This is a genomic window from Lysinibacillus sphaericus, assembly GCF_015844675.1.
In the GTDB taxonomy this organism is placed as follows: domain Bacteria; phylum Bacillota; class Bacilli; order Bacillales_A; family Planococcaceae; genus Lysinibacillus; species Lysinibacillus sphaericus_E.
Window position 1 is genome coordinate 145,826 of record NZ_LDGC01000075.1, and the last position, 17,985, is coordinate 163,810.

Genomic DNA, 17,985 nt, shown 5'->3' on the forward strand with positions numbered 1-17,985 from the left:
CCTGTCTCCCTCTTAACATCTTATTTTTCACCATATTTCTGCTGAATCGTTTGGATATGTTGTTTTTTGACTTCATCGGATACTTGCATTCGAGGCACAAGCTTATTGTAAATTGCTTGAATATCGTCTTGAGAGAAAAGTTGTCTTGCAGTTTGCTTTTGCGTTTGGATAAAACGCCTTAAATTCTCTCGTTTTATAATATGTACATTTTGGGAAGTTACCGCCACTTTTTTCAAAGTACAGCGCTCACTAAACACAATGACTGAATGAATTGCTTCTATCGGAAGTTCTAGGAAATCTTGAATTGCACGTATGTGCGTAGCATTTTGACGAATTGGATTGAAAAATTTATATTTTTTCTTATTCGGCATCGTTTGTGTCCATTGCTGTTGTGTTTCATTACCAAAAATCCAGCCACTATAGTTTTTTGACTCAATCACATATAGTCCCGTTCGATCAATAAATAGAAGGTCAATTTCCGTTAATTCATCTGAATTTCTCTTTGGAACATATACATTTAATAATTGTCTATGACTTTGTAAGGCATGCTTCTCAATAATTTTCGACGTTAAGTACTCACCATTTCTCCCTTTATTGAATTTAACTGCAAAGAAATTATTTTTTGTCAGTTTATAATAGACACTTTTCCGATAATTTTTTTCCATGAGGTAAAAGCTTAAAACTAAAACGATCAATACAAAGAAAATAATTAGCAACATAAATCCCCTATCTCATTATATTTCCACTCGATAAAAAACAATAATTCCCAAAACTATTATACCAATTATGTTTTTACATTCTTTAACTATTTCCCTTATCCATTACCACCGTATCTTTGAAAAGAAAGTTAGCTATCAAAAAGTATGCTATACTATAATTAGAATATTTAGAATCTATAAAATTTAATGCAAAGGGGTTTGATGATAGTGTATGAAAATATTTTAAGACATCCTGGGCCTACTCCTATTCCAAAAAAGGTTCAGCTTGCGATGAATCGTGATATTATTAGTCATCGAAGCAATGAATTTGTGGAGCTATACCGTGAAACCATTGAATTAGTAAAACCTGTCTTCGGAACAAAACAGGATATTTTACTCCTTCCATCAGGTGGGACGGCCGCTTTAGAAGCTGCAGCGATTAACACTGTTTCTGCTGGTGAAAATGTTGTTGTAATCACTGTTGGAGCTTTCGGAGACTATTTCGTTTCGATTTGTGAGAAATACGGTTTTCATGTACATAAGCTTGAAAAAGAATGGGGACAAGCTTGCACAGCGAAAGAGCTACGAGAATTTTTGCAGCCGTTACAACATATTAAAGCTGTTTTTATCACATACAATGAAACTTCGACTGGGATCATAAACCCAATTGCTGAATTAGCACAAGTTGTTCGTGAAGAAACAGATGCATTATGTATTGTCGATGGTGTTAGTTGCCTAGGTGGAGCTCCTGCTGAAATGGATGCTTGGGGCATCGATATTCTTGTTACAGGCTCTCAAAAAGCTATGATGCTACCTCCTGGACTTTCCTTAGTCAGTGTAAGCGAAAGAGCTTGGAAAGTTATCGAAGAAAATAAAGCACCATCCTATTATTTAAACTTATTGAGCTATCGTAGCTGGGCAGAAAAAGGAATGACTCCAAATACGCCTACTGTCACTTTAATATATGGACTCCACGAGGTATGTAAGCTTATAGAGGAAGAAGGAGGTATTGAACATACAATTGCCCGCCATGAACTAATGAAAAACATGGTTCGTCATGCTATGAATGCCCTTAATATTGAACTTCTCACTACTGATGAGCATGCTTCTCCGACCATTACAGCTATTATGGCACCAAAGGGAATAGCTCTCGGTGACTTCTTGACACATTTAAAGCAGCACTATCATTTAGATTTCGCTGGAGGACTTGGTCATTTGCAAGGTAAAATTTTTAGATTCGGTCATATGGGCTATTGTTTCCCAAGTGATATTTTACAGGCTATTTCTTTAATGGAAGCCGCACTTCAAGACTTTGAATATGACTTTGAGCTAGGTGCAGGTGTACGTGCGGCACAAGAAGTGTTTTTAACCGCTCAGCGAAAACAATTGCAACGATAAAGCTTTGACTATATGAAACCTCCAAATCTTTATATGGATTTGGAGGTTTTCTTATTATTTTTACAGGTTAAGCGAGCGATAAACGTAAGGAAAATTGCAATTTAGGACAATATTTCATGGCATGGACTGAATAATCTTTTAAAACTAGAATTATGAATACGGGTGTATTTTCAAAAGCTAAAAGTGTTATACTAATAAGCACGTTATAAATTGAGGAGTTAGATAGAATGAAATATTTCAAACCACAAATGCAGCAACTTGTGAAAGAAAATCGTGAATTACATGATCGCCTAAAAAAATTAATGGCCGAAATGGATTTGCAAAAAAATTATGCTTTAAAAGCTCTATATCACGCTGAAGTAGCGGATGGTGGACGCTATCAACAAGATTATCAAGCGTTGGACTATTTATATAAATAACTTTAAATGAGCAAATATCCTTTTAATAATTTCAAATCAAAAAGTAATAAACGCAAGAATGTTAAGTCCGATCGCATTCTTGCGTTTTCTTATTAAATACGTTAATCATCAATTTTCGCTACTTGCACTACCTTTGCCATGTATTCCTCACGCATTTCCAACGGCACCATACTTCCACCTGTCGCCCAAACAAGATGGGTAGCTTGCTCCATCTTATCAACCAAATCATGCTTTTCTAAATAATTTTGTCCATTTTTCATTAACTGAATTGGTCCGAACATCCCTGCATGTGCAGATGGTTCTAAAAATAACTCTTCAACTTCCATAGTTATTGCAAGCGATTTAAATAATTGCTCATCTTTTACCGTGTAGCAGCCACTAATATAAGTTTCCATTACTTTCCCTACGAACTTAGAAGCGCGGCCAACAGCAAGGCCATCCGCTTCTGTTTTATTGTCAAGGCCAATATCTTCTACACTGATGGCGTCATGTAAACCTGTCATTAAGCCAATTGTCATACAAGGAGAGGCTACGGGCTCAGCGAAGAAAATATGGGCGTGTTCTCCAAAAATTTCACGTATTCCGTATGCAACACCGCCTGGTCCACCACCTACACCACACGGCAAATACACGAACAATGGATGGGCTTCATCCACTGCAATATTCGTCTTTTCAAACTGGGCTTTTAAACGCTTCGCCGCCACTGCATAGCCAGCAAATAAGTCCTTCGAATTCTCATCATCTATGAAATGGCACATAGGGTCTAGTTCAGCTTCTCGACGCCCTTGTTCCACAGCAATGCTATAATCAGCTTCATATTCAATAACTGTCGCACCTTTTTTACGCAGCAATGCTTTTTTCCACTCTTTTGCATCACTCGACATATGTACAACGACATTAAAGCCGAGTTTTTTGCCCATAATGCCGATACTTAACCCTAAATTACCTGTAGACCCTACGGCAATCGTGTATTGCTGGAAGAATGATTGAAAATCATCTGTTGCCAACACTGCATAATTGTCCTCTTTTGTTAGTTTGCCACTAGCGATGGCAAGGCGCTCTGCATGCCTTAATACTTCAAAAATCCCCCCGCGAGCTTTTATAGAGCCTGAAATTGGCAAAGTATGATCACATTTTAAGATCAATTGACCCGGTATTAAAACATCAAATTCCTTTTCAAAGGCTTTCTTTATCAAAGCTATGTCTTGTATAGATGATTCAATAAGTCCTTTACTTTCCAAAAGCTCAGGAAATGCAATAGTCAAATAGGAAGAAAAACGTTTAAGTGTTTCTTCTGCTTCCTCAACCTCTCCCATTGAAAAAAGATCGGTTTCCCCCCTTTTTTTCCGATTTGTATTTTCCCATAACACAGTTTCATGATTCGCTAACTCCTCTAATCTCGGAAATCGATTAAATAGTTCGTGTTTAAGTTCATTTTTCACCTTTAGATTCCTCCACTTTTTGAGCTAAAATTGCTCGTTCACAAATTTGTCGAAATTTCAATTCGAACGAAATATTGTTTTCTTGTGTTCGTTTTTTCGGTCCTCTCGTACGTCCACCTGCACGTCTAATTTTTTGTCCAACATGGCGCATATCGAGCAAACGTTCGATGTTTTCATCGGACATCTCTCGTCCATTTTGATCGATTGGATAACCTCCTCTGGCCAAAACCATTGCTGCTAACCCGTAATCCTGTGTAATGACAATATCATGCTTTGAAAGCGCATTCACTAGCGTAAAATCAACCGAATCTGGACCCTTAGGAACAATAATTGTTATTACATTATCACGTTCAACACGGTGGGATGTATCGCAAAACAAGATTGTTTCAATCTCAAATTCAGATGATATAGATAGTGCTAAATCCACGACTGGACAAGCATCAGCGTCAATTAAAACCTTCACAATAAAGCATCATTCCTTTCTCATAATTAGATAGATCAATCACATCATTGTTATTTTAATATAACAAATTCTCACTCCCGTTTGTTCAATTTTTCACAAACTTAAGACTGTTAAAAAAAGTATTTTATTGAATAGTGTGAAAAATAGATATACGATACACCTATCAACTAACTGGAGGTTTTTTACTATGACAACTGTAACTGTAAGCAACGAACAATTAGCAAAAGAATACGTTGATGGCGTATTTGAGCAACTAAAAAACCAAAACAGCTATCAAGCAGAGTTCTTACAAGCAGCTGAGGAAATTTTTATTTCATTAGTGCCTGTATTTGCACAACACCCTGAATATATAAAAGCCAATATCTTATCACGTATCGTTGAGCCAGATCGAATCATTTCCTTCCGTGTTGCTTGGCAAGATGATAACAATCAAGTTCAAGTAAACCGTGGTTACCGTGTGCAATACAATAACGTTATGGGGCCCTACAAAGGCGGCCTTCGCTTCCACCCTTCCGTAAATGAATCCATTATCAAATTCTTAGGCTTTGAACAAATTTTTAAAAATGCTTTAACAGGCCAACCAATCGGTGGTGGTAAAGGTGGCTCAAACTTCGACCCTAAAGGTAAGTCAGATTCAGAAATCATGCGTTTCTGTCAAGCATTCATGACTGAATTATACCGCCATATTGGTCCTGATGTCGATGTTCCAGCAGGTGATATCGGTGTTGGCGCTCGTGAAGTTGGCTATTTATGGGGCCAATATAAGCGTATAACAAAAGCAAGTGAATCTGGTGTAATAACAGGAAAAATTCCTGGCTATGGTGGCTCTTTAGCTCGTAAAGAGGCAACTGGTTATGGTACTGTTTATTTTGTAAATGAAATGCTAAAAGATGCCAACGATTCATTCGAGGGTAAAACAGTTGTAGTTTCAGGCTCTGGTAACGTTTCAACATATGCAATTGAAAAAGCACAATCATATGGTGCAAAAGTTGTTGCTTGCTCTGACTCTTCAGGCTATATTTACGATCCAGAAGGTTTAGACCTTAATGCAATTAAAGAAATTAAAGAAGTTAAAGGCGATCGTATCTCCACTTACTTAAACTATCGTCCAAATGCTACGTTTAAAGAAGGCTGCACAGGTATCTGGACGATTCCTTGTGACATCGCGCTTCCATGTGCTACTCAAAATGAAATTAATGGCGATTCAGCTCGTACTTTAATTGAAAACGGCGTAAAAGCTATTGGTGAAGGTGCAAACATGCCATCAGATTTAGAAGCAATTAATGAATTTTTAAATGCGGGCGTATTATTCGGTCCTGCAAAAGCGGCTAATGCCGGAGGTGTTGCAGTATCTGCTCTTGAAATGGCGCAAGATTCAAGTCGCGTATTCTGGTCATTTGAAAAAGTAGATGCTAAATTACACGAAATTATGAAAAATATTTACGCAGATAGTAAAGCGGCTGCTGAAAAATATGGTTACCCTGGGAACCTTGTAGTTGGCGCGAACATCGCTGGCTTCGTAAAAGTTGCTGATGGTATGCTTGCTGAAGGCGTATATTAATAACTTTATTCCACCCTGGATGATAACGAACATTCGTTATCATCTTATTTTTTATAAAAAAAAAAGTTAAAACACGCGTTAAAAATACATTAAAACGAACGATTTTACTATTAAATAACCAAAACATTCGTGTTATAATATTGGAGTACTACAACATATTGGAGGGTTTTTTTGTGGAATTATTGTATACAGGTAAAACGAAAAATGTGTTCAAGTTAGAAGATGGTCATTACTTATTAAAATTTAAAGATGATGTAACTGGTGAAAACGGCGTATTCGACCCAGGTGCTAATACTGTTGGATTAACAATCGACGGTGCTGGTTTAGCTGGTCTTCGCTTAACTTCTTATTTCTACTCAAAACTAAACGAACAAGGTGTTCCTACTCACTATGTTGATGCAAACTTCAACGATGCAACAATGACGGTAAAACCTGCAACTGTTTTCGGTAAAGGGTTAGAGGTCATTTGCCGCTTCAAGGCAGTAGGATCTTTCCTACGTCGCTATGGTGCTTACGTGAAAGAAGGACAAGACTTAGATTCTTTCGTAGAAGTTACCATCAAAGATGATGATCGACTAGATCCTCCTATTTCCGAAGATGCTTTAGCAATGTTAGACCTATTAACACACGAAGAATATGCAATTTTAAAACAACGTACGATTGAAATTGCTAAATTTGTTGCTGCAGAACTTGCAAAAAAAGGGTTAACCCTTTACGATATTAAATTAGAATTTGGCCGTGATGCTCAAACAAATGAAATTTTATTAATAGATGAAATTTCAGGTGGTAATATGCGCGCTTACAAAGGCGAACAATACATAGAACCATTAGAGCTTGAAAAAATTATGTTAGCTGAATAAAAAAAACATTCTATTAATATGCTATGTAAGAGTAGTTTCGAGTAATCAAAAGAGTCGCTTTTTGCGGCTCTTTTTGTTAATAAAATGATTTCTTTTGAAACTTTTCACTAGGTCATTCCGTATACTCAGTATACGCATAAATTTATACTTTTATTTTGGAGGTAATTTGATGGATAACTGTAATGAATCATCACAAGAAAGGCCAAAGGTTAATCCATTTTTGTCTATTTGGTTGCATCCAAAGAAAACAACCCGTTACATGATAGAGGAAAAATCAATAGGTTTTGCGATTCTTCTCATGTCAATTGGTTATCTAGGTGTTACACTTTCAGACCTTATCGATAGTTCATTTTTGTCAGACGTGTCTCCTTGGTTTATCGTCATTTTTTGTGTTATTGCAGCACCGATTTTAGGGATAATTGGTACGGCTTTTTCTGCACTAATCACTTGGCTGTTCGGTAAACTTTTTAAAGGAACAGGTACGTACTCACACTTATTCAAAGGGCTAAGTTTAACTTCTATCCCATTTATAGTACTTATTCCTTTTTACTTAATTTGGTTATTTACATCACCTGAGTCTTTAATGAATTCTGATTTCGTTGGAACTTACCCTTGGGTTATTTGGCCAGCAATTTTATTAACCCTTGTGGTTGTAATTTGGTCCCTCGTTATTACAGTAGGAATTGTTGCAGAAGCACATCAAATTCCAAATTGGATGGCTTTCTTAACGCTCTTAATTCCAACCATTATTTTCGTTATACTATTTATTATTCTTATTATTGTTCTAGTTTTCATTTTCGGCATTTTTTTCGGAATGATGTAAAAAAATCTCCCCTCTCTATGAGAGTGGGAGCTTTTTTAGGTTCACCTGTATTCGTAAATGTTAAACTGAAAGCACTGTATTTTGTTGGAAGAGCTCCGACACACCTGACTCAACAGCTGCACCACTTACAGCTTGCGACACAATTTCAACAACTCGCACATCTAATGATTTAGGTACAATATATTCCTCGGTTAATTCCTCATCACTAACAAGAGCCGCTATCGCTTCCACTGCAGCTATTTTCATCGCTTCATTAATATCTGTTGCTCGAACATCCAATGCCCCACGGAAAATACCTGGGAAAGCGAGTACATTGTTAATTTGGTTCGGATAATCTGAGCGCCCTGTTCCCATAACACGCACTCCCCATGCCTTGGCGTTTTCATACGTAATTTCAGGATTTGGATTTGCAAGTGCAAACACGACCGGATCTTCATTCATTGAAGCAATATGTGCTTCTGTTAATAAATTGGCAACAGATACGCCGATAAAGACATCAGCCCCTTTAATGGCATCCTCCAATGTACCATGTATTTTTTCTGGATTTGTTAAATGGGCAACCGTTTCTTTAATCAGATTCATACCTTCAGCGCGGCCTTCATAGATGAGTCCCTTTGTATCACACATAAAAATATTTTTATAGCCCATCTGCACAAGAATACGCAAAATAGCAATACCCGCCGCTCCTGCACCATTAATGACAACCTTCATCGTTGCCACATCTTTCTTCACAATACGATTGGCATTAATCATCCCTGCACCTACTACAATCGCTGTTCCATGCTGATCATCATGAAATACAGGAATATCACATTCTTGGCGAAGACGATCCTCAATTTCAAAGCATCTTGGCGCTGAAATATCCTCTAAGTTTACAGCACCGAAAGTTGGAGCAAGCGCCTTCACAATGCTGACGATTTCATCCGTACTCTTCGTATCTAAACAAATAGGAAAAGCATCAACATTAGCAAAGCGCTTTAATAAAATCGCCTTTCCCTCCATTACCGGTAATGCCGCCTTCGGACCGATATCCCCTAATCCTAATACCGCTGTACCATCTGAAACAACAGCCACCATATTCCCCTTCATTGTATAGTCGTAAACAAGCGATGGATTTCTTTCAATCTCTACGCAAGGCGCAGCTACCCCCGGAGAATACGCAAGACTTAGATCATATGAATCTTGCACAGGTACTTTAGAAATCACCTCTAATTTACCACTATAATATTCATGCATTTCTAAAGCCTTTTTCATAATGTCCATTCAATCCCATCCTTTTCTTTTCGAATTATTATATATTTCAGAATCATAATACTTTGTGAAAGTAAAGTCAATGAATTTTCTGTCAATTTTATTTTTTCTTTGAAATAGCGCTATTTTTAATCGTCCACTACTGTTTTTCGTCTTGTTATTATTTTCACAATCTATTATTTTAATATAACAATTACAACTATTAACGTTTCAATAAATGTATAATTACCGGCATTAAACCTGTTCAACTTTTCACATAGTATTTTTCTTATGTAAATGAGAATTTTTTCACAAACTTATGTAAGCGCATCCATTACTCTATCTAGATTCGTCACATTTTCTCCACATTTTTTCACAAAGTTTTTTATTATGCATCCTCAAGTATTCTTACTTCACTTTCTACTTTCGTCGATTTTTAAGCAATAGATGTTTATTATTAAAGCAGAAAAACACATTACACCGTCCGTAAATGTGGACGGTGTAATGTGTTTTAATTCAAGTCGTTTAAAAAACAATCATTAATCACGCGCGTTTGATTAATTGTTAATAACCTTTTACCATTACATTCACTTATCATAGAAGATAAGCCAACCAGATGCTTACGACAATAAACCAAATGTTGATGGACAACAGGAACACTCGCTCACAAATCCCAAAGATAAATCGCAACGGCTTGATCATCGTTACAATAACAGCTCCAAGCGAGATAGAAGAAATCATGGTTATGGTGTAAAAAAATGAATTTAGATTTTCAAAGCCTTCCAGTAATTTTAAATGACTTCCTCCTCGATCAATGACCATATAGGAAAAAGCGAACGCAAGTATAGCAAATAAGTAATGGAGTTTTCCCCGAACCGTAAGTTTTTCTCCTTCTAGGTCAGTTGGAAAGAATAACATGAGGATACGGGAGATGACCATTAGAATGATTAAAATCGGAATTGACGCGGATATGGAGAAGCGATCTTTTACATTCAACAACACGATAGAAAGTGACAATGCCCCTAAATTGCTAAACCAAGCGTAAATTAAAAATAAATTTTTTGTAGCACCTACACCGTAATCACTTACAGCATGTCGAATAGGATGATAGCTTGTTTTCTTAAAGTGAAGTATAAGAAAAAGGATGAAATAACTCAAAAAGAACAATACGGCCACAATCGATAGTATTTTCTCGATGGACAATTTAAGACCTCCCTTAGTTTTAAATGACTTTATTATTTTCAAAACAATAATATTATGATTTAAACGACTTTATTATTACGAAACAAAAGAGCCCTTATTTTAAGGACTCTTGCGTAAACTGATTTATAAATGCCGTGATAATATGCTTGGAAGACCATTGTTCCCCTGATACTTTTGTAATCGGGTATTCTCGAGAAAAGATTGATTTTGTCATTTCGTCTACCGAATAGCCTTTATGAAACAGTTGCCTTATATTCTCCTCCATCTCTTCTAAATAAGCAATTTTTTCTTGTATTTTCGCTCGACCATCCGCTATAAAGCCTGCATGACAACAATATACTACCTCAAAATCATAGTTTACTATTTTTTTCAAAGACGCTAAGGTATGTACGATATTTTCTTCATCCAGGACAACCTTAGTTTTCGTTTGTATATACAAATCACCTGTAAACATAGCACCCGTTTCCCGATTATAAAATGATACATGATCTGTCGTATGTCCTGGTGTTTCAATAACATCCCAAGTAGTTGAATTCGTTTGTAACGTATCGCCAAACGGTTGAGCTATAAACGCCGGTCGCTCACCCCATAATGCCTGTCGATAAAAAGGATACTCCCCTTCCTTTGCACAAAGGCTCACCGAATCACGGTGAACATAGATAGGTACACCCGTTTGCTGCTGAATCCATGCTGCATTTCCTGAGTGATCCTCATGAGCATGAGTGAGCGCCAATTGTTCAATCGGTAATTCTTTAAAAAAAGATTGGAACTCCTGCGAAAGTGAGTATGAGCCTGTATCAATTAATAACCCATCTACAAAAAAGCTATAAACACTCATGCCAATACCCTGAACCGCCACTTTCCCTTGAGCACATTGCACATCAAGATTCCGTTGAATTTCTATGCTTTTCTCTCGTTCAAACATCCTTTCTCCCCCTTTGTAAAAAGAGTTTAGCATAAAAAGAATATTCAGTCATTTTATTGATGCATCAAAACTCCGTTCTTTGGTATAATTTCGCTCTGGCGGGGCTATCCACGACTTCGGCTATTCTTTCCATCGCTTTGATCTCAATCCGTCGCTTTGATTTCTTTCCGTCGCCTCCGCTCTTCTTTCTGTCGCCCTTGCCTTTCTTTCCGTCGCTTCGGCTATTCTTTCCGTGCTCTGATTTCTTTCTGTCGCTCTTGCCCTTCTTTCCGTCGCTTCGGCCTTTCTTTCCGTCGCTTTGGCCCTTCTTTCCGTCGCTTTGGCCCTTCTTTCCGTCGCATTGGCCCTTCTTTCCGTCGCTTTGGCCCTTCTTTCCGTCGCTTTGATTTCTTTCCGTCATCTCCGCTCTTCTTTCTGTCGCTTTGGCCTTTCTTTCCGTCGCTTTGATTTCTTTCCGTCATCTCCGCTCTTCTTTCTGTCGCCCTTGCCTTTCTTTCCGTCGCTTTGGCCTTTCTTTCCGTCGCTCTGATTCCTTCCGTCACCTTCGCTCTTCTTTCCATCGCTCTTACCTTTCTTTCCGTCGCTCTCGCCCTTCTTCCCGTCACTTCGACCGCTTTCCACCTTTTCCACTCCAATAAAAAAAAACGCCCACCTAAGTGAGCGTTTCTTCTATAATCTTTTATTCATTTGTCCCTTTTTCAACACCATATTGTGTAATCCAGTCACTATAGCTACCTACATACAGTTGGATATTTTCGTAGCCTTCATCTGCTAGCACTGCATACAATGGTGATGCTGTAACACCGCTGCCGCAGTATACCACAACGTGCTCGTCACGAGTAACCTTGTTACGTAACGCATCATTCGCTTGCAAATGACCATCTGACTTTAATTGCTCCCAGTCAAAGTTTTTCGCAGTTGGAATATGCCCAGCTACCTTATCAAGAGGCTCCATCTCACCACGATAGCGAGCTGCGGCACGTGCATCTAACAGCGTAGCATTAACTTCTCCATCCACAATTGCTTTCACTGCTTCACGTGGAGCATATAGTTCATCTCGCCAAACAAATTCGATAGTAGTTGGTGGATATTTGATAATGTCTTTTGTGAAAGGTATTTTCTCCTCAAGAGCCGGTGCCCCACCATTCACAATTACTACATTCGGAAAGCCTGCATAAGTCAGCATCCACCAAGCACGTGGTGCAAATGGAGCTGCTCCTTGATCGTAAACGACAATTTGATCCTCATAGTTTAATCCCAATCCTTGAAATACTGCCGATAGCTTTTCCTTATTCGGCATGGGATGGCGACCATCGCTGGACCCCATATCAGATAAATCCTGCTCTAAATCGATATAAATCGCTCCTGGTGCATGTCCTTCTTCAAATGCTTTGCTACCCGCCTCTTTCTTTTGTAAATCAAAGCGAGCATCTACGAAACGGACTTCATCAAACTGAATTTCCTCAACTGATTTGAATACTTTTCCCAAATGAATCACCTCATGCGTATTGTAATTGAGCATAAATTGCTTTCCAAGAAGCTAAACGACTTTCTTCCTGAAGTGCAAGTCTTTCTGTTGCAATTTGTTCAAGTGCCTGATGATATATATGCAGACGTAATTTCTCTGCTTCCTCCGCAATATAAGTAATCGCCCATGCCATGAGAGATACTTTTTGTGAATCTAAATAGTCTTGCGCATCTGGTTTTGTTAAGATCTCTAGCGCCTCACTTAACTTCACTTTTTCATTCTTCTCAAAGAATGCCTTTTGATTACGGAAGTGTGATTTCACACCTGAATACTTAGTGATATTTGTAAATGGCCCTTCAAAATCAAGTAAATCTGGCTCAGAAGATTCAAACGCTAAAAATGAGAAGCTACGGTTTAATTCTTTAAGCTCACGTACTTCATCTTTAAAGCGCAGTTGCATTTTTTTACTAATAAACTGTGATAAACGGAAGTTTGTTACACGCATTTCTTGTGTAAAGTCAAATCGTAAACTTTGCATTACTTCCTTTAAAGCATGCTCTAATGCTTGCTGAACCGGCATTGCTGCAAATGTTGACGGATTGTAGCCTTCCTTAAAGAACTCTGGGTAACGGTAGTACACACGCTGAAGAACATAATACAGTAATTCATCAAGCTCTTGCTTCGTTTCACTTTCTACCATACTTGTATTAAGCGAATTGAATTTCGATTTCACATGTTGTTCAAGAGTTGTTAATTCCTCTAAACGCTCATCCTTACGCTTTAAGTTCTCTTCTGTTTGCGCAATTAAGTCACCTAAACGTTGCTCCGTTTTATCGACTTCCTCTGCAAGTGCCTGAACCGCCAATGCACTTAATTCATCATTTAAGAATGTGTGGAAAGAATCTTCGAAAGGTGGCATACCAGATGTTAAATCCGCACCCTCTACTTTTTCCTTTAATGCTAATAAGCTAGACACACCATAAAGTCGTGGGAAGCGAATGCCAAAGCGTTGTAATTCTGAACGCACATAACCTTTTACATCTTCCTGTTCTTCTTCTGTTGTCGCTAAATCAATCGCATTGACGATAAAGAACATCTTATCAAGTTCGAAGGCATCCTTCACACGACCAAGCTGGATTAAAAACTCACGGTCCGCTTTAGCAAAAGCATGATTATAATAAGTAATAAACAAGATTGCATCGGCATTACGAATATATTCAAATGCCACACCTGTATGACGCGCATTAATAGAATCTGCTCCTGGTGTGTCAACAAGTGTCACACCCATACGTGTTAACGGACTGTCATAATAGAAATCAATATTATCAACAAAGCATGATTTATTTTCCTGCGCAACAAATTTTTCGAACTCTTCACGATGTACACGTAATACTTTTCCAAGTTCAGACTTAAATGTTGGGAACCCTTCTTTATATGCGCGAATAAATGATTTATGCACATTTAAGCGTTCGTCAGATAGTTGCACCGCAAGTCCCTCATCTGCACGATTAAATGCTTCTTCTAATGAAGAAACCGATAAACCAATCGCTGCATATGAAGCTTGAATATCTTCTAGCATTTGGTCAGCTGTTTTTAATTGAACATCTGCTGTTTCATGCGGATGATCTGGTGACACAGGACGAATTTTATTAATAGCCGCTGTTGTCGGGTTTGGTGATACAGGTAAAACCTTGGCACCCATTAACGCATTAGAGAACGAAGATTTCCCTGCACTAAATGCACCGAAAAGCGCAATTGTGAAATCCTTTTTCTGTAAGCGTTCTACTTTATTTTCTAAGTAAGTTGCTACTTCCGCAAAGCCTTGTACATCTTTTACAGCATTTGCCGTGTGAAGTGCACGCTTCACTACACCTTCAATAGGAAGACTTGTTGCACTAACTGTTTGATGTGCCTCTTCCTCAATTAACGCTTCCTCTTTTGGCTTTAACATCGATTCGTCAAATAATCGAATATCTGCTAAATCTTGCTTAAATGCATGCTCCCAATTTGTCAGCTGTTGATTTGCTATTTTACGTATTTCATTGCTTGCCTGATGCATAATACTAGCACTATATTGCTGATAGCCCTCGATTTCAAGCACTGCTTGAATGGCATCAACTTTCTCTTGCATCCCTGCCATTTTTAATTTAGATGGAGCAGCCGTTTCTGTAGCTACTGCTTCCAAAGTTGTTGCTTGCGCATCTTTCCACTTATCAGTTTCCTGGATGTAGTAGCGCTTAGTAGCTTCTGCCACACGGTTGGCAAAATTCAACACAGCATCTCCTGTTAAAATTGCACCAACTTGTACCTGCTGCTCAATAAGGGAGAATGGTAAATCAAAGGCGTAGGCATCAATAGTTGTAGCACGTTCTTCATTTAACGCACCAACATCCTTTATCACCTTTTTCATTAGCCCTTTTAAATGTCCAGTTATCTGTGCATGAACAACATTTTGATAGGCACTATAGGCATCCTCTTTACGGCGGTTACGCTCTTCCTCCGTTTTTTTCTTAGCAGTAAATAAGCCCCCTACCTTAAATCCTTCCTGCTGACTTTCTAAATAAAGTCGCAATTTATCGCGTAAATCTGCTGGCATAATTGCTGCATTCGCAAGTAGTTCTTTACGTTGCTCTTCGAACATTTCATTCCATGCCTCAACTGAGAACAATTCAACTTGACGATTTAGCTTATTGTACTGCTCTAAAATATCCTTATGGTTTGCCCAGTCATCGGCACTTAATACATCTTCATCAATGTCTAAACGATCCTGTCTTTCTTCCGTTAAATAATTGTCATGCTCACTTTGTAATAAACGCAATGTATTTGATGCAGTTTGTACAAGTTGCTCCTGCCAATCATTCATACTATCCATAACGATTTTCTTTACAACCGCAAAATCGTTATTTGGGTGCTCAGGCTCTCTTAATGAAGTGAAAAATACGCCTTTTGGTACTACGCCCCAAGCTGCAAAGGAATTGTGAACAGTTGCTTTAAATTCCTCGAAGCTTAATTCATTTTCCTTATGCTTATCAATCATGTTAACGATTAAATAAACGTTTGGATTGTACTTCATTAATTGCTTTGTAAATTGAAAATTCAATTCTGATTGCACGTGATTGTAGTCCATTGTATAAAATACGATATCAGCAATATGAAGAGCAGACTCTGTTGACATACGGTGTGCATCATCTGTCGAGTCAACACCTGGCGTGTCCATAACAGTGACACCTAATGGTAATGTCGATGTACTATGACCAATTTCAATTTGTGACACTAGGTCCCCATTTTTACTAAGCTCTTTAACTGTTTTAAAATCATAGCCCGCTTCAAATTTTACAGGCTTTTCATTATGCATATAGACAATTGCAAAGTCTTCTTCAGATTTATGGACTTTGACGATATTTGCACTCGTTGGAATAGGGCTTGCCGCAAGTAAATCTTCACCAGATAGTGCGTTAATCATACTCGATTTACCAGCAGAGAAATGGCCTGCAAAGCCAATAACATATTCTTTTTGCTGAATTTTACGTGCAAAAAGTGATGTCTTATCCATACGCTCTGTATCACCATTATGCTGATAAATTATGTATTGTAACGAAGCTTGCTTTAAAAGCGCCTCCAATTGTTGTTCAAAATCTTTCATAAAAACCAGTAACCCCTTTATTCATATTAATCAATTTAGCCTTGGCGTAATTGTAGCTGACGCTTTGCTTTCGCTACAGATAAACAATGCGTCCGGATTTTGAATTGTAGAGACAATTCAATCCTTTAAAAATCCGTGACATCCGCCCGAGGCTTTAGGCCAACACGATGTTGGTCACTCAGTAGTTGCCACAAGACGTGGCGTTCTTAGACTGAGTTCTTCTATTTCAGTGATGTTTGAAAAGAAACTATATCCGTATTCATCTTACAACTTCAGAGGAAGTAGTTTTTACGAATGAAGATAGTCATAAATAATATTCTACCTTATTCGACAAGCAAAGTATAACACTAATTTACTATTAAAAGCATATATATCAGGATTTCAGACGCCATATTCATCCATATCGCCCTGTTTATTTATAAAATTAAAGCTTTATAGGCTCATTATTACTAGGTAATGATGTTTCTTAAAACCTTATACCAGGAAAACGCCCAGCCTGAACAGAAATTACCTACACGTTATGGTCATTATTTTTCGAACTACTAATTTCTATTGCAAAGATGGATGTGCAACTATTCAACTAATAATTTTCTTCATATTTTAAAGTAAGAAAAAAGATTGGTGTGCGATTATAAATCTAATAGTGAATAGATAAATACGAAGTTAAATGGAGTGATAAACATATGGTGAACTTTAGGAACCATCGAAAAATCGAGCAAGAATGTGAATGTAAAGATCGGTTTATTTGGCCACGTATAAAAGCTAGTACCATTCCTTTTGGAGACCCTCCCCCAGTCGTTGAACCTAGTAGAAATATTATTCCAATAGTAAATAGATATTTCAATATTGTTACATCGGATATTGATTTGACTAATGGGGCGACTATACCTGCTAGCCAATTTTGGAATGATAATGGGAACCAAGCAACCGAATTTACCATTTTTAATCCGAATGGCTACGTTAATCTTTATATCAATGCCGTCATGCAGGAAGGTGGATTTTATACCTTAACTCCAACCACGTTAACCTTAAGTCCAAGTAATTCAACAATTTATAGTGGTACTCCAATCATCATAGAATCAATAGGGTTTTCAACACAGTAAAATAAAGCCTTGAAATAGATACTTTATCTGCCTGGACACTGTATTAGTGATAGAATAAATAGGAGTACGTTGATATCAAATCAATCCTACTATCCCATAATTTGTTTCATTACTTATCTATCTAAAAATGGATGCCTAAAATGATGATTATCATTTCAGGTCATCCATTGTACTTCTTTATTTATCCTCATCGTTTGAGGAAAATCAATCATTTGCTGAACGAATTGTCTCCTCGATACAGAGCCTAATACACGTGATTAAATCTTGGATATTCCATCCCGGTATTTTTCCATGTTGAATCGCCAAATCAAATGACGCCAGCACGGACCTCTTTATGTTGCTTCGCGTAAACAAGCCCTTCATACATAATGTTATTACTTGAACTACTCCCACTTATCGGCCTTACGGTCTGATTGAAGTGGGAGATTCTTGGGAACAGAGCATACTTGTTGGTGTATTTCTTTACCAACAGCGGTTTCTCTTATTTACCAAGCTATCTCCGTAGATTCCTACGGTTCTATGATTTTTTAAACCAAGGCTAATGTTCGTAAGCCTTCAGCTAGAATATTTTTACTAGCATTAATATCTCTATCGTGGTTTGCATGACAAATAGGACAAGTCCAGTCTCTTATTTTAAGAGATTTCTTGCCATCATGATGTCCACAATCAGAACATATTTGGCTAGATGGAAACCATCTGCTTACTTTGACGATTGTTTTGCCATACCAAGTTGCTTTGTATTCTAATTT

17 protein-coding genes are annotated in these 17,985 nt (G+C 37.7%); 6 read left to right on the forward strand and 11 right to left on the reverse strand.

Going from position 1 to position 17,985, the window contains the following annotated elements; all coding sequences use genetic code 11:
- Positions 1-20: 20 nt before the first annotated feature.
- Entirely contained in the window at positions 21-719 is a 699-nt protein-coding gene (locus tag ABE34_RS19720) for a nuclease-related domain-containing protein (protein ID WP_197144145.1), read from the reverse strand.
- 207 nt (positions 720-926) lie between these two features.
- On the opposite strand from ABE34_RS19720, the gene ABE34_RS19725 reads away from it, so the two are divergent.
- A complete protein-coding gene (locus ABE34_RS19725; RefSeq protein ID WP_197144146.1) occupies positions 927-2,096 on the forward strand; it encodes an aminotransferase class V-fold PLP-dependent enzyme in 1,170 nt (389 codons plus the stop codon).
- 227 nt (positions 2,097-2,323) lie between these two features.
- A complete protein-coding gene (locus ABE34_RS19730) occupies positions 2,324-2,515 on the forward strand; it encodes a hypothetical protein (RefSeq protein ID WP_197144147.1) in 192 nt (63 codons plus the stop codon).
- 101 nt (positions 2,516-2,616) lie between these two features.
- On the opposite strand, the gene ABE34_RS19735 is transcribed toward ABE34_RS19730, so the two are convergent.
- Both ABE34_RS19735 and ABE34_RS19740 read right to left on the reverse strand, forming a co-directional pair.
- The gene (locus ABE34_RS19735; protein ID WP_197144148.1) at positions 2,617-3,957 is read right to left on the reverse strand and encodes a D-serine ammonia-lyase; all 1,341 of its coding nucleotides are present in this window, start codon (positions 3,955-3,957) and stop codon (positions 2,617-2,619) included.
- Positions 3,947-4,420: a YaiI/YqxD family protein gene (locus ABE34_RS19740; RefSeq protein WP_197144149.1), complete on the reverse strand. Its 474-nt coding sequence runs from the start codon at positions 4,418-4,420 to the stop codon at positions 3,947-3,949. The genes ABE34_RS19735 and ABE34_RS19740 overlap by 11 nt, the downstream gene beginning before the upstream one ends.
- Before the next feature lie 187 nt (positions 4,421-4,607).
- On the opposite strand from ABE34_RS19740, the gene gdhA reads away from it, so the two are divergent.
- From gdhA to ABE34_RS19755, 3 genes are all read left to right on the forward strand, one after another.
- Positions 4,608-5,981 carry an NADP-specific glutamate dehydrogenase gene (gene gdhA / locus ABE34_RS19745; RefSeq protein ID WP_197144150.1) on the forward strand — a complete coding sequence of 458 codons (1,374 nt, stop codon included), beginning with the start codon at positions 4,608-4,610 and terminating at the stop codon, positions 5,979-5,981.
- A gap of 173 nt (positions 5,982-6,154) precedes the next feature.
- A complete protein-coding gene (locus tag ABE34_RS19750) occupies positions 6,155-6,841 on the forward strand; it encodes a phosphoribosylaminoimidazolesuccinocarboxamide synthase (protein ID WP_197144151.1) in 687 nt (228 codons plus the stop codon).
- Positions 6,842-7,010: 169 nt separating this feature from the next.
- Positions 7,011-7,664 carry a Yip1 family protein gene (locus ABE34_RS19755; protein ID WP_197144152.1) on the forward strand — a complete coding sequence of 218 codons (654 nt, stop codon included), beginning with the start codon at positions 7,011-7,013 and terminating at the stop codon, positions 7,662-7,664.
- Positions 7,665-7,724: 60 nt separating this feature from the next.
- Here the strand turns inward: ABE34_RS19755 and ABE34_RS19760 are convergent, their stop codons facing one another.
- The 7 genes from ABE34_RS19760 to ABE34_RS19790 all read right to left on the reverse strand — a co-directional run bounded on the left by ABE34_RS19760 (position 7,725) and on the right by ABE34_RS19790 (position 16,133).
- Positions 7,725-8,927, reverse strand: coding sequence for an NAD(P)-dependent malic enzyme (locus tag ABE34_RS19760; protein WP_197144153.1), 1,203 nt, complete (start codon positions 8,925-8,927; stop codon positions 7,725-7,727).
- Positions 8,928-9,488: 561 nt separating this feature from the next.
- Positions 9,489-10,097: a DUF998 domain-containing protein gene (locus ABE34_RS19765; RefSeq protein WP_197144154.1), complete on the reverse strand. Its 609-nt coding sequence runs from the start codon at positions 10,095-10,097 to the stop codon at positions 9,489-9,491.
- 94 nt (positions 10,098-10,191) lie between these two features.
- Positions 10,192-11,022 carry an MBL fold metallo-hydrolase gene (locus tag ABE34_RS19770; protein WP_197144155.1) on the reverse strand — a complete coding sequence of 277 codons (831 nt, stop codon included), beginning with the start codon at positions 11,020-11,022 and terminating at the stop codon, positions 10,192-10,194.
- A gap of 64 nt (positions 11,023-11,086) precedes the next feature.
- Entirely contained in the window at positions 11,087-11,422 is a 336-nt protein-coding gene (locus tag ABE34_RS19775; protein ID WP_197144156.1) for a hypothetical protein, read from the reverse strand.
- A complete protein-coding gene (locus tag ABE34_RS19780; protein ID WP_197144157.1) occupies positions 11,419-11,643 on the reverse strand; it encodes a hypothetical protein in 225 nt (74 codons plus the stop codon). Before ABE34_RS19780 ends, ABE34_RS19775 begins: the two co-directional genes overlap by 4 nt.
- Before the next feature lie 58 nt (positions 11,644-11,701).
- Positions 11,702-12,511: a sulfurtransferase gene (locus ABE34_RS19785; protein ID WP_197144158.1), complete on the reverse strand. Its 810-nt coding sequence runs from the start codon at positions 12,509-12,511 to the stop codon at positions 11,702-11,704.
- Between the two features lie 10 nt (positions 12,512-12,521).
- A complete protein-coding gene (locus ABE34_RS19790) occupies positions 12,522-16,133 on the reverse strand; it encodes a dynamin family protein (RefSeq protein WP_197144159.1) in 3,612 nt (1,203 codons plus the stop codon).
- Between the two features lie 683 nt (positions 16,134-16,816).
- Between ABE34_RS19790 and ABE34_RS19795 the strand changes: the two genes are divergently transcribed.
- Positions 16,817-17,236 carry a DUF4183 domain-containing protein gene (locus ABE34_RS19795; protein ID WP_197144160.1) on the forward strand — a complete coding sequence of 140 codons (420 nt, stop codon included), beginning with the start codon at positions 16,817-16,819 and terminating at the stop codon, positions 17,234-17,236.
- Positions 17,237-17,763: 527 nt separating this feature from the next.
- On the opposite strand, the gene ABE34_RS19800 is transcribed toward ABE34_RS19795, so the two are convergent.
- Positions 17,764-17,985, reverse strand: a 222-nt coding sequence (locus ABE34_RS19800; RefSeq protein ID WP_197142287.1) for a zinc ribbon domain-containing protein, incomplete at its 5' end; no start/stop codon positions are given.

Excerpts from the sequence above, each read along its gene's own strand:
- ABE34_RS19775 (WP_197144156.1), bottom strand. The coding sequence starts at position 11,422 with ATGACGGAAAGAAATCAAAGCGACGGAAAGAAGGGCCAAAGCGACGGA.
- gdhA (WP_197144150.1), top strand. The coding sequence starts at position 4,608 with ATGACAACTGTAACTGTAAGCAACGAACAATTAGCAAAAGAATACGTT.
- ABE34_RS19720 (WP_197144145.1), bottom strand. The coding sequence starts at position 719 with ATGTTGCTAATTATTTTCTTTGTATTGATCGTTTTAGTTTTAAGCTTT.
- ABE34_RS19795 (WP_197144160.1), top strand. The coding sequence starts at position 16,817 with ATGGTGAACTTTAGGAACCATCGAAAAATCGAGCAAGAATGTGAATGT.
- ABE34_RS19770 (WP_197144155.1), bottom strand. The coding sequence starts at position 11,022 with ATGTTTGAACGAGAGAAAAGCATAGAAATTCAACGGAATCTTGATGTG.
- ABE34_RS19760 (WP_197144153.1), bottom strand. The coding sequence starts at position 8,927 with ATGGACATTATGAAAAAGGCTTTAGAAATGCATGAATATTATAGTGGT.
- ABE34_RS19755 (WP_197144152.1), top strand. The coding sequence starts at position 7,011 with ATGGATAACTGTAATGAATCATCACAAGAAAGGCCAAAGGTTAATCCA.
- ABE34_RS19790 (WP_197144159.1), bottom strand. The coding sequence starts at position 16,133 with ATGAAAGATTTTGAACAACAATTGGAGGCGCTTTTAAAGCAAGCTTCG.
- ABE34_RS19730 (WP_197144147.1), top strand. The coding sequence starts at position 2,324 with ATGAAATATTTCAAACCACAAATGCAGCAACTTGTGAAAGAAAATCGT.